Origin of the sequence: Actinospica durhamensis, assembly GCF_018139695.1 — a bacterium.
Lineage (GTDB): Bacteria > Actinomycetota > Actinomycetes > Streptomycetales > Catenulisporaceae > Actinospica > Actinospica durhamensis.
Window position 1 is genome coordinate 31790 of record NZ_JAGSOG010000038.1, and the last position, 12275, is coordinate 44064.

11 protein-coding genes are annotated in these 12275 nt (G+C 71.6%); 10 read left to right on the plus strand and 1 reads right to left on the minus strand.

Features of this window, described 5'->3' with window-relative positions:
* The first annotated feature begins 62 nt into the window (after positions 1–62).
* A complete protein-coding gene (locus tag KDL01_RS10740) occupies positions 63–1526 on the plus strand; it encodes an aldehyde dehydrogenase family protein (protein ID WP_212528261.1) in 1464 nt (487 codons plus the stop codon).
* A 40-nt stretch (positions 1527–1566) separates the two neighbouring features.
* On the opposite strand, the gene KDL01_RS10745 is transcribed toward KDL01_RS10740, so the two are convergent.
* Positions 1567–2553 (minus strand): AfsA-related hotdog domain-containing protein, encoded by a 987-nt coding sequence (locus KDL01_RS10745; RefSeq protein WP_212528262.1) that lies wholly within the window; start codon positions 2551–2553, stop codon positions 1567–1569.
* 155 nt (positions 2554–2708) lie between these two features.
* Between KDL01_RS10745 and dxr the strand changes: the two genes are divergently transcribed.
* The 9 genes from dxr to KDL01_RS10790 form a co-directional block, all read left to right on the plus strand.
* Positions 2709–3938, plus strand: a complete 1230-nt coding sequence (gene dxr / locus KDL01_RS10750) for a 1-deoxy-D-xylulose-5-phosphate reductoisomerase (protein ID WP_368861544.1) — start codon at positions 2709–2711, stop codon at positions 3936–3938.
* Between the two features lie 174 nt (positions 3939–4112).
* On the plus strand, positions 4113–5318 hold the full coding sequence (locus KDL01_RS10755) for a M50 family metallopeptidase (protein WP_212528264.1): 1206 nt from the start codon (positions 4113–4115) through the stop codon (positions 5316–5318).
* A 179-nt stretch (positions 5319–5497) separates the two neighbouring features.
* A complete protein-coding gene (ispG, locus tag KDL01_RS10760) occupies positions 5498–6652 on the plus strand; it encodes a flavodoxin-dependent (E)-4-hydroxy-3-methylbut-2-enyl-diphosphate synthase (RefSeq protein ID WP_212528265.1) in 1155 nt (384 codons plus the stop codon).
* Positions 6653–6882: 230 nt separating this feature from the next.
* Positions 6883–7743, plus strand: coding sequence for a GNAT family N-acetyltransferase (locus tag KDL01_RS10765; RefSeq protein WP_246576262.1), 861 nt, complete (start codon positions 6883–6885; stop codon positions 7741–7743).
* Positions 7744–7884: 141 nt separating this feature from the next.
* Entirely contained in the window at positions 7885–9624 is a 1740-nt protein-coding gene (locus KDL01_RS10770; RefSeq protein ID WP_212528267.1) for a proline--tRNA ligase, read from the plus strand.
* A gap of 156 nt (positions 9625–9780) precedes the next feature.
* Positions 9781–10341, plus strand: coding sequence for a ribosome maturation factor RimP (gene rimP, locus KDL01_RS10775; RefSeq protein ID WP_212528268.1), 561 nt, complete (start codon positions 9781–9783; stop codon positions 10339–10341).
* Between the two features lie 7 nt (positions 10342–10348).
* Complete coding sequence (nusA, locus tag KDL01_RS10780) at positions 10349–11341, plus strand: transcription termination factor NusA (RefSeq protein ID WP_212528269.1); 993 nt, start codon at positions 10349–10351, stop codon at positions 11339–11341.
* Between the two features lie 183 nt (positions 11342–11524).
* Positions 11525–11785 carry a YlxR family protein gene (locus tag KDL01_RS10785; protein ID WP_212528272.1) on the plus strand — a complete coding sequence of 87 codons (261 nt, stop codon included), beginning with the start codon at positions 11525–11527 and terminating at the stop codon, positions 11783–11785.
* Positions 11786–11973: 188 nt separating this feature from the next.
* A partial coding sequence (locus KDL01_RS10790; RefSeq protein ID WP_212528273.1) for a translation initiation factor IF-2 N-terminal domain-containing protein occupies positions 11974–12275 on the plus strand: 302 nt, incomplete at its 3' end.

Consider the following 12275-nt stretch of genomic DNA (forward strand, 5'->3'; position numbering starts at 1 on the left):
CGGCGGGGAAATTAGGGTGGCGGGAGTGATCGCCGCTGTCCCGAGGTCTGAGGGAGTCACCCGTGTCCGCTGAGTCCACCGAGCCCACCGCACCGCGCAGTTTCTGGCTGGCCGGGCGACCGGCGACCGGGGCCGGTTCTTTCGAGGTGCGCAACCCCTACGACGGCAGCCTGGTCGCGACCGTCTCGGTCCCGACGGACGAGCAGGTGGAGCAGGCCGTCGCGGCCGCGCACGCCGCCGTACCGGCCACGACCGCGCTCTCCGCGCACGCCCGGGCCAGTGCGCTCGACCACGTCGCGCGCCGGCTCGGCGAGCGGACCGAGGAGATCGCGCAGCTGATCACGGCCGAGAACGGCAAGCCGATCAAGTGGGCCCGCGGCGAGGTCGGGCGCGCGGTGTCGGTGTTCCGCTGGGCGGCCGAGGAGGCGCGGCGGTTCGGCGGCGAGGTGCAGCGGCTCGACACCGACGCTGCCGCGGCCGGGCGCACCGCGATCGTGCGGCGCTTCCCCAAGGGCGCGGTGCTGGGCATCTCGCCGTTCAACTTCCCGCTCAACCTGGCCGCGCACAAGGTCGCCCCGGCCATCGCGGCGGGCGCGCCGATCCTGCTCAAGCCCGCTCCGGCCACGCCGCTGGCGGGGCTGCTGATCGGTGAGCTGCTGGCCGAGACCGACCTGCCCGAGGGCAGCTGGTCCATCCTGCCGGTGCCCAACGAGCGGATGGCCGCGCTCACCACGGACCCGCGCCTGCCGGTCATCTCGTTCACCGGCTCCACCGTCGTGGGCGAGCTGATCCAGGGCCAGGCGCCGCACAAGCACGTCACGCTGGAGCTCGGCGGGAACGCGGCGGCGGTCGTGCTGGCGGATTACAGCACCGAGGACGACCTGGACTGGGCCGCCAACCGCATCGCCACCTTCGCCAACTACCAGGGCGGGCAGTCCTGCATCTCGGTGCAGCGGGTGATCGCGGACCGGGCGGTCTACGACCGGCTCGCCGCGAAGATCGTCGACGCGGTGGCCCGGCAGGGCGTGGGCGCGCCGACCGACCCGGCCACCGACGTCGGTCCGCTGATCAACGAGGCGGCGGCGCAGCGGGTGGAGCAGTGGGTGAACGAGGCCGTGGACGCCGGCGCCAAGCTGCTGGCCGGCGGCACCCGCGAGGGCGCCACGTACGCCCCGACCGTGCTGGCCGAGGTGCCCCACGACGCGAAGGCGCTGTGCGAGGAGATCTTCGGTCCGGTGCTGGTGCTGCAGGTCGTGGACGGCGTGGACGAGGCGTTCGCGGCGGTCAACGACTCGAAGTACGGGCTGCAGGCGGGTGTGTTCACGCACAACCTGCAGCACGCGTTCCGGGCGCACCGCGAGCTCGAGGTGGGCGGCGTGGTGATCGGGGACGCGCCGAGCTTCCGGGCCGACCAGATGCCGTATGGCGGCGCGAAGGCCTCGGGCGTCGGCCGCGAGGGCGTGAAGTACGCGATGGCGGACTACACCTACGAGCGGGTGCTGGTACTGACGGGCATCGACCTCTGAGACGGCTGCGGCGGGACGCCTGAACGCGTCTGACGTCGACTCAGCTCGCCTCAGCCTTCGAAGCCCTCTCGAAGCCCTCGGAGCCTTCGCGGCCTTCGAAGCCCTCGAACCCGACCTCCCCGGACGCCGTGACGGTGCCCTCCTGCCGGATCTCGAACCGGCCCGACTCCTCGACCTCGACGGTCGCGGGCGGGTCGGGTTCGGTGAACCGGGTGGCCCTGAGCGCGCAGGAGATCATCCGCAGCTCGGGTCGGCCGCGCTGCAGGGCCGCGGCCTGACGCACGGCGCTGATGAGGGTGACGCCGGTGATGTGGTCGCTCGGGTGGTCGTGCAGGAACGGGTGGTGCGGGTCGGCCGGGACGATGCGGGTCGTGCCCTGCCCGTCCACGGCCACCAGCACGTCGTGCGGGTTGAAGACGCCGACGCGGTCGGGCGCGACCAGTTCCTCGCAGCTTGCTGGATCGGTGCCCGCCGCGGACTCGGTCTCCTCGCGCACCAGCTTCCGTCGGTTGCGTACGGCGCGGTACGCGGCGAGGCTGAGCACCCGGGCCATGCCGTCGGCCCGCGCGAACGGCGTGTTGTGCGCCGAGAGCTCGACGGTCAGCGCGAGGCTGTGCGGCGGGCCGGAGGCGGCCGCGCCGACGCGCCTGACTTGGGCCGCGCAGGTGATTTCCAGGCCGCTCTGGTGCTCCGTCGGCTCGGCGGCGGGGTCGAGGACGAAGCTGAGCTCCTCGATCACCAGCCGCGATGCGGGGTCGACGCCGTAGTACCGCAGCGGCAGGAAGACGCCGAGCTGGCGCAGTGTCTCGGGGACCATCAGCGGGTCGGGTCTGCCGGCGTGTGCGGCGCCCGGGTCGTGCCCGGTCCTGGTCCGCGGCCACTGGGCCACCGCGCGAAAGGCGTCGTGGCCGCTCGGGCGCACGTCGGCGAGCAGCACCTGGGAGGGCGCGAGGCGGTGTACGAACTCCTTCGCCGCCAAGGCGGACCGGTGCACGGCTGGTTCGCTGAGCAGGTCGATATCCGTCATGGGTACAGGTAAAGGAGCCGGGGTGGAGCGCGCATCTCGGCCGGTCCCCGCGCGGGCGGGAGCCGGACGCACGACCATTCGGGGTCTCTGACGGCCCGTCGGGACGCGCCGCGGGCGTCAGCCCCCGATTGGAGCGGTTCGGGCCCTGCGCCACAATGGCCCTCATGAACGCGAGCAGCTCTTCCCGGCGCATCGTCATCCTCGGGTCCACCGGTTCGATCGGCACACAGGCGATCGACGTGGTGCGGCGCAATCCGGACCGGTTCCGCGTGGTCGCGCTGGCGGCGGGCGGGGCGAACCCGCGACTGCTCGCGCAGCAGGCGCTCGACCTCGAGGTCGAGGTGGTGGCGGTGGCCAAGGGCACGGCCGCGCAGGACGTGCAACTCGAGCTCTATGCCGAGGTACAGCGGCGCGGGTACGCGGTCGGCGAGGCGCGGCTGCCGAAGCTGACGGCGGGGCCCGACGCGGTGGTGGAGCTCGCGGAGTACGACTGCGACGTCGTGCTCAACGGCATCGACGGCGCGGCGGGGCTGCTGGCCACGCTCGCGGCGCTCAAGGCCGGGCGCACGCTCGCCCTGGCCAACAAGGAGTCGCTGATCATCGGCGGCGACCTGGTGACCTCGCTGGCGGCGCCCGGGCAGATCGTCGCGGTGGACTCCGAGCACTCCGCGCTGGCCCAGTGCCTGCGCGGGGGCACGGCGGCCGAGGTGCGCAAGCTCATCGTCACCGCGAGCGGCGGGCCCTTCCGCGGGCGCAAGCGCGAGGACCTGCACGACGTCACGCCGGAGCAGGCGTTGGCCCACCCGACCTGGGCGATGGGGCCGCTGGTCACGATCAACTCGGCCACGCTGGTCAACAAGGGCCTCGAGGTGATCGAGGCGCACCTGCTCTACGGCGTGCCCTTCGACCGGATCGAGGTCGTGGTGCACCCGACCTCGGTCGTGCACTCCATGGTGGAGTTCGCCGACGGCTCGACCCTGGCCCAGGCCTCGCCGCCGGACATGCGCATCCCGATCGCGCTGGGCATGGGCTGGCCGGAGCGGGTCGCCGACGCGGCCCCGGCCTGCGACTGGACCAAGGCGGCGACCTGGGAGTTCTTCCCGCTGGACGAGGAGGCCTTCCCGGCGGTGGGGCTGGCCAAGCACGTGGGCGCGGCCGGCGGGACGATGCCCGCAGTGTTCAACGGGGCGAACGAGGCCTGCGTGGGGGCGTTCCTGGAGGGGCGCATCCCGTTCACCGGGATCGTGGAGACGGTGGCGGCCGTGGTGGCCGAGCACGAGGCCTCGGCCGAACGGGTGGGGGCCGGCGGGCTCGACCTGGACGCGGTGCTCGCGGCGGACGCGTGGGCGCGGGAACGGGCGGCGCGCCTCGCCCTGGCTCGGTAGGGTGGCCCGATCGGCGCACTGCGCCGCCCGCCGTCGGCGAAGTGGGTGACCCGCGTTACGCCGCTGCGGTGACGGTCGGAGGAACTTTCCGATGGTCCTCGCGCGTCTGTCCCTGTGACGGGTATAGGGGCGCGGGAGACTGGTGAACAGGCAAGCGAAGGCGGGAAATCGAGCGTGGGTGTCGTAGGCGCGCTGTTGTTCGTGCTCGCTCTGTTGCTCTCGATCGTGTTGCACGAGGCGGGCCACATGTGGTGTGCGCGCTGGTCGGGCGGCAAGGTCACGGAGTTCTTCGTCGGGTTCGGGCCGAAGCTGTGGTCCTTCCGCAAGGGCGAGACGGAGTACGGGGTCAAGGCCATCCCGGCCGGAGGCTACGTCAAGATCGTCGGCATGACCGATCTCGACGAGATCGAGCCGGGCGACGAGGAGCGGGCGCTCAAGAACAAGCCCGCCCGCAACCGCCTGCTCACGCTCTCCGCCGGTTCGCTCATGCACTTCCTGATCGCACTGCTGCTCTTCACCTTCGTGCCGATGCTCTTCGGCCTGCAGCAGAGCACCAACACGGTGGGCACCGTCTCGGCGTGCATGGTGCCGAGCGGCAAGAACGCCGGATCGACCACGGCTTGCACGGCCGGCCAGGTCAGCCCCGCCGCCGCGGCCGGCCTCGTCGCCGGAGACAAGATCACCGCCGTCGACGGCAAGACCGTCACGGACGCGACCTCGATGGTGGACGCGCTGCACGCGCTGCCCGGCGGCAAGGTCGCCCGGATCACCGTGCTCGAGCCGTCCGGGCAGACCAAGGTGCTCGAGGTCAAGCCCGTCGGCGGCGCCACGGTCACCGAGACGAACGGCAGCACCGGCACCGGCAGCGTCATCGGGTTCATCCCCGGCACCGTGCAGGTGCGGCAGAACCCGGTCGCCGCGGTCAAGACCAGCGGCGACGACTTCTGGATCTCGATCAAGGGCACCTTCCAGGGCCTGGCCTCGATCCCGGCGTCCATCCCGAAGCTGTTCCAGTCCACCGTGGACCACTCCCAGCGCTCGACCGACAGCCCGGTGGGCGTGGTCGGCATGGCGCAGGCCAGCGGCACCCTGTTCCAGCAGGGCGGCGTGGGGGCGGTATTGCTGCTGGTGGCCGAGGTCAACGTGTTCATCGGCGTGTTCAACCTGCTGCCGATCCTCCCACTGGACGGCGGGCACATCGCGATCCTGCTCTACGAGGAGGGCCGCCGGCGGATCTACCGGCTGCTGCGCCGGCCCGAACCCGGCCGGGTGGACATCAACAAGATGATCCCGGTGGCCTACGTCTTCCTCATGGTCTTCGTCTGCCTGACCGTGCTTCTGGTCGCCGCGGACATCACCAACCCGATCCGCTTGGGCTAGTCGGCGGTATCCCGGCACCCCGTCTCCCGGTGAAGATCGGGTGAAGACCGGGTGCCGCTCGGCGACCGGAGTACACCGCTGAGAAGGACGTGCCGTAGCGTGGATGGGTAGCAGCCTCGTCTGCCGATCAGAATCTTGGTTAGAGCACGACCGCCACGACCCAGGGAGAACCCGACCCGATGACCGCTGTCGCACTCGGCACTCCGTCCGTGCCGGCCAAGCCGCTTTCGCCCCGCCGCGTCTCGCGGCAGATCCACGTGGGCTCCGTCCCGGTGGGCGGGGACGCGCCGGTGTCGGTGCAGTCGATGACCACGACGCTCACCTCGGACGTGAACGCCACGCTGCAGCAGATCGCCCAGCTGACCGCCTCGGGCTGCCAGATCGTGCGGGTGGCCGTGCCCTCGCAGGACGACGCCGACGCGCTGCCGACGATCGCGAAGAAGTCGCAGATCCCGGTGATCGCCGACATCCACTTCCAGCCCAAGTACGTCTTCGCCGCCCTCGACGCCGGCTGCGCCGCGGTGCGGGTGAACCCGGGCAACATCCGCAAGTTCGACGACCAGGTCGGGGAGATCGCCCGGCGGGCGAAGTACCTCGGCACCCCGATCCGGATCGGGGTCAACGCCGGCTCGCTCGACCCGCGGCTCTACGAGAAGTACGGCAAGGCGACCCCGGAGGCGCTGGTCGAGTCCGCGCTGTGGGAGTGCTCGCTGTTCGAGGAGCACGACTTCCGGGACATCAAGATCTCGGTGAAGCACAACGACCCGGTCGTGATGATCCAGGCCTACCGCCAGCTCGCGGCCGCCTGCGACTACCCGCTGCACCTCGGCGTGACCGAGGCGGGCCCGGCGTTCCAGGGCACGATCAAGTCCGCGGTGGCCTTCGGCGCGCTGCTGGCGGAGGGCATCGGCGACACCATCCGGGTCTCGCTCTCGGCCCCGCCGGTGGAGGAGGTCAAGGTCGGCACGCAGATCCTGGAGTCGCTCGGGCTGCGCAAGCGCGGCCTCGAGATCGTCTCCTGCCCGTCCTGCGGGCGGGCTCAGGTGGACGTCTACACCCTGGCCGACCAGGTCTCCGCGGCGCTCGAGGGCCTGGACGTGCCGCTGCGGGTGGCCGTGATGGGCTGTGTGGTCAACGGACCCGGCGAGGCCCGCGAGGCCGACCTGGGCGTGGCCTCGGGCAACGGCAAGGGCCAGATCTTCGTGCGCGGCGAGGTCATCAAGACCGTCTCCGAGGCCAAGATCGTCGAGACCCTGGTCGAGGAGGCCGCCCGCCTGGCCGAGGAACTCGGCGCGGACCTGGGCGAGGGCGAGCCCCAGGTGTCGGCGGGCTGAAACGCCCCGGTCACCTGGCCGAAACGCCTCGTTGACCGTCTTGGTGTGCTCGGCGGCGGCCCCGGCCGCCGCCGAGTCCGGCCCGAGTCCGGCATCGAGTCCCGTCCGAAGAACCGACGCAGGGCTTAGAGTGGTCCCGTGCCCTTCGAGTCGGTCCGCGCCCGCACGGGTGGCGCCGTGTCCCCGTCGTCCGCGCCGCGTCGCGCCCCGGGGGTGAGCCCGCGGTGAACATGGTGACGCGGCTGCTCTCGCCCTCCTCCGCCGCCCGCGTACTCGGGCCGGGAGATCTCGGCGAGGTGCTCGACCTGCTCGCCCGCGACCCGGTCGACAACGTCTTCATCGCCTCCCGGGTGGCCGCCGCAGGCCTCGACCCGTGGCAGCTCGGCGGCGAACTGTGGGGCTTCCACGTCGGCGGCCGGCTCGCGTCCATGTGCTTCTCCGGGGCGAACCTGGTGCCGGTGTGCGCGACGCCCGAGTCGGTGCGCGCCTTCGCCGACCGCGCCCGCAAGCAGGGGCGCCGCTGTTCCTCGATCGTCGGCCCGCGCGAACCCGTGCTCGACCTGTGGTCCTACCTCGGCGCGCACTGGGGCCGGCCGCGCGAGGTGCGGGCCAGCCAGCCGGTGATGGTCATCCGCGAGTCCTCGCCCACCGTCGCCCCCGACTTCCGGGTACGCCCGGTGCGCCCGGCCGAGCTCGACGCGCTCATGCCGGCCTGCGTGGCCATGTTCACCGAAGAGGTCGGCGTCTCCCCGGTGGGGGCCGACGGCGGCCACGGCTACCGGCAGCGGGTGGCCGAGCTGATCGGCGCCGGGCGCGCGTTCGCCTGGATCGACCGCGGCGAGGTCGTGTTCAAGGCCGAGATCGGCGCCGTCACCCGCGAGGCGTGCCAGATCCAGGGCGTCTGGGTCAACCCGCGCTTCCGCGGCCAGCGCATCTCCGAGGCCGGGATGTCGGCCGTGGTGGAGTACGCGCTGCGCGACTTCGCGCCGCTGGTCTCCTTGTACGTCAACGATTTCAACGCCCCGGCCCGCGCGGCCTACCACCGCGTCGGCTTCCGCGAGGTCTCCGAGTTCGCCTCGGTGCTGTTCTGAGCTCCCGCACCCTGCACGCCCCCGTGGAAGTCCGGTGAGAGGCCTGCCGCGGCGGCGGATCGGGTGATCCGTTCGGCGCGCGGCCCCGGGCCCGATATCCTCGGGTGTCGATTGTCCGTTCCGTCTCCGAGGAGTCCCGCAGTGATCTCGCGCATGTCGTCGCTGTTCCTTCGCACCCTTCGCGATGATCCGGCCGACGCCGAGGTGCCGAGCCACAAGCTCCTCGTGCGCGCCGGCTACGTCCGCCGCGTCGCCCCGGGCATCTACTCCTGGCTGCCGCTGGGCAAGATGGTGCTCGACAACGTCGCGCGCGTGGTCAAGGAGGAGATGGACCGCTTCGGCGCGCAGGAGGTGCACTTCCCGGCGCTGCTGCCGCGCGAGTTCTACGAGGCCACCGGCCGCTGGACCGAGTACGGCGAGAACCTCTTCCGGCTCAAGGACCGCAGGGGCAACGACTACCTGCTCGGTCCGACCCACGAGGAGATGTTCACCCTGCTGGTCAAGGGCGAGTACTCGTCCTACAAGGACCTGCCGGTGAACCTCTACCAGATCCAGACCAAGTACCGGGACGAGGCCCGTCCGCGGGCCGGCATCCTGCGCGGGCGCGAGTTCGTGATGAAGGACTCGTACTCGTTCGACCTCGACGACGAGGGCCTCAAGCGCTCCTACGAGCTGCACCGCGAGGCCTATATCAGGATCTTCACGCGGCTCGGGATGGACTACCGGATCGTCTCGGCGATGTCCGGCGCGATGGGCGGCTCGGCCTCCGAGGAGTTCCTGGCCCCGGCGCCGACCGGCGAGGACACCTTCGTCCAGTGCGGCAACTGCGACTACGCGGCCAACACCGAGGCCTTCGAAGGCCGCCCGGGCACCGAGATCGACGCGTCCGCCGAGCCGGCCGCGCAGGTCTATGAGACCCCGGACACGCCCACGATCGAGTCGCTGGTGACGCTGTTCCGCGGCTTCGAGGGCTTCGAGCAGACCACGGCGGCGAACACGCTCAAGAACGTGGTGGTGAAGCTGCGCCACCCCGGGAAGAAGGACCCGGAGATCCTCGTCGTCGGCGTGCCCGGAGACCGCGAGGTCGACCTCAAGCGCCTCGAGGCCGCGGTGAGCCCGGCCGAGATCGAGCTGTTCGAGGCCGAGGACTTCGCCAAGCACCCGGCCCTGGTGCGCGGCTACATCGGCCCGCAGGCCCTGGCAGAGGCCGGATACACCTACCAGGTGGACCCGCTGGTGGTGCCGGGCTCGTCCTGGATCACCGGGGCGAACGAGCCGGGCCGGCACGCCGCGCACGTGGTGTACGGGCGCGACTTCACCCCCTCGGGGACGATCGGGGCCGCCGAGGTGCGCGCCGGTGACCCGTGCCCGCGCTGCGGTTCGCCGGTCAGCATCGACCGCGGGATCGAGATCGGACACATCTTCCAGCTCGGGCGCAAGTACGCCGACGCCTTCGGGCTCGACGTGCTCGGCCCGGACGGCAAGCCGGTGCGGGTGACCATGGGCTCCTACGGCATCGGCGTCTCGCGCGCGGTGGCGGCCGTGGCCGAGCAGCGGCACGACGCGCTCGGCCTGGTCTGGCCGCGCGAGATCGCTCCGGCGGACGTGCACCTGGTGGCCACCGGCAAGGACGACGCCGTGTACGAGGCGGCCGCGCGCATCGCCGCCGACCTCGACGCGGCCGGCCTGCGGGTGCTGTTCGACGACCGGCGCTCGGCCTCGCCCGGGGTGAAGTTCAAGGACGCCGAGCTGATCGGCGTGCCGACGATCGTGGTGGTGGGCAAGGGCCTGGCCGACGGCGTGATCGAGGTCAAGGACCGGGCGACCGGCGAGCGCCGGGACGTGCCGCTGGCCGAACTCGTCGCCACGCTCGCGGGCTGACGAGCGGAGACTGGCTTTCCGGGGCCCCGGGAGCGACTACCCTGTTGGGTGCGCGGTTCGAGGTCCGCGCCGCGCCCCGGAAATGCGGGCGTGCGCAGGCGTGCCCCTGCGCTCTCCCTCCCGCCGTCCCCCGCACCATCGAGGAGCAGAAGTCCGATGAGCCCCGCCGCCCGCGCCGAATTCGACGGGACCAAGCTCCGCGTCCAGCTGGAGCCGGTGGTCTCCGAGCTGGGCTATGACCTCGAGGAGGTCGTGGTCCAGCGGGCCGGCAGCCGGCGGCTGCTGCGAGTGGTGGTGGACGCCGACGGCGGGATCAGCCTGGACGACATCGCCGAGGTGAGCCAGGCGGTCTCCGCCGCCCTGGACGAGGGCGAGCAGATGGGCGAGCACGCCTACGACCTCGAAGTCACCTCGCCGGGGGTGAGCCGGCCGCTGACCGAGCCGCGACACTGGCGGCGGGCCGCCGGACGGCTGGTGCAGGCGACGCTGACGGCCGGAGGCGAGATCACCGGCCGGGTGGTGGAGGCCGACGACGAGGGCGTCACCCTCGAACTGCCCGGGAAGAAGCCGGGACAGCCCGGTGAACGGCGCCGACTCGGGTACTCGGAACTGGGCAAGGGCAGGGTCCAGATCGAGTTCAACCGCCCCGGCGCCGACGGGGATCAGGCCTTGGACGACGAGGCCGACGAAGACGTGGACGTGGACGAGCAGAACTGAGGTACCGGTGGACATCGACATGAGGATGCTGCGCGATCTCGCGCAGGATCGGGAGATCTCGCTGGACCTGTTGTACGGGGCCATCGAGCAGGCGCTGCTGCACGCCTACGAGCACACCGACGGCGCCAGGTCCGGCGCCCGGGTGGAGCTGGACCGCAAGAGCGGGCACGTGAGCGTGTTCGTGAAGGAGACCGACGAGGCCGGCAGCCCGGTCGGGCTGGAGTTCGACGACACCCCGACCGGTTTCGGCCGGATCGCGGCCGCCACCGCCCGGCAGGTGATCGCGCAGAAGCTGCGCGAGGCCTCGGACGAGGCGGTGTTCAAGGACTTCGCCGCGCGCGAGGGCGACCTGGTCTCCGGCCGGGTGCAGCAGAGCGACGACCCCCGGCACGTGCTGGTGGAGATCGACTCGGGCAAGCAGGAGCGCTTCGAGGCGATGCTGCCCACGCCCGAGCAGGTCCCGGGCGAGCAGTACGCGCACGGCATGCGGATCAAGTGCCTGGTGGTGCAGGTGCGCCGCACCCCGCGCGGCCCTGCGGTGATCCTCTCGCGCAGCCACCCCAACCTGGTGCGCAAGCTCTTCGCGCTCGAGGTGCCCGAGGTCGCCGACGGCACGGTGGAGATCGCCGCGCTGGCCCGCGAGGCCGGGCACCGCACCAAGATGGCGGTGCGTTCGCGCAAGCCCGGGGTCAACGCCAAGGGCGCCTGCATCGGCCCGGTCGGCTCGCGCGTGCGCAACGTGATGACCGAGCTGCACGGCGAGAAGATCGACATCGTGGACTGGTCCGAGGACCCGGAGAAGCTGGTGGCCTCGGCGCTCTCGCCGGCCAAGGTCTCCCGGGTCAAGATCGTGGATCTGGAGAACCGCTCGGCCCAGGTGGTCGTGCCGGACTACCAGCTGTCGCTGGCCATCGGCAAGGAAGGGCAGAACGCCCGGCTCGCCGCGCGGCTGACCGGCTGGCGCATCGACATCAGGTCGGACGCCGATCCGGAGCGCTGAGTCCGTGCCCTGACATCCCTGACGCTTCGTCAGTCTCGGCCCCGGCGGGAACAAACGCCGGGGCCGAGGCGTTGTGGGTGCGAAGGCCGATCTTGCCCCGGTAAGAGTCGGCCATGATTAGCGGTAGCATGGAGTGTGACTGGCCTGCCGGTAACCCCCGAAGTCCACGGCGTCCCGACGCGCATGTGCGTCGGATGCCGGGAGCGGGGTGCGCAGGACCTGTTGCTCCGTGTCGTTGCGGAGGCTGGAGTCTCGGGTGGGTCCGAGGTCCGGCCTGATCCGCGGCGGCGCCTGCCGGGACGAGGCGCCTACGTGCATCCGCGTCCCGAGTGTCTCGCCCTCGCCGAGCGGAAGCGGGCTTTTCCGCGGGCCTTGCGCCTGCCTGGACCGCTTGACCTCGGCCAGTTGCACGTCGTACTCGACGTGCGACGGAGCGGTGAGTGAGGCAGGCTGACGGAGGAGAGACAGGTCATGCGTTCCCGTCGGGAGTGCATGCGGGTACGGCGATATCAGGCGGAAGCAGGTTGAGAAACATCATGAGCACGCGATGAGCACACAGCGATGAGCACGCCCATGAAGTGACAGCGACGGTCGCGCGGACTGAGAAGACGCGGACCGAAGACAGGAGTGAAGTGGCCAAGGTCCGGGTCTATGAGCTCGCCAAGGATTTGGGTGTTGAGAGCAAGGTCGTCATGGCCAAGCTCCAAGACCTCGGTGAGTTCGTCCGTTCGGCGTCATCGACCATCGAGGCGCCCGTCGAGCGCAAGTTGAGAGATTCCCTCGCGGCCGAGGGTAAGGGAGCGTCCGCGCCTTCGCGGTCGAACGCCCCGCGGCCGACCCCCCAGCCGCGTCCCGTGGTACCGGGCCCCGGCCCGAAGCCGGGTCCCGCGGCAGCGGTCAAGCCGGGTCCTGGCGCGCCCAAGCCCGCCACCCC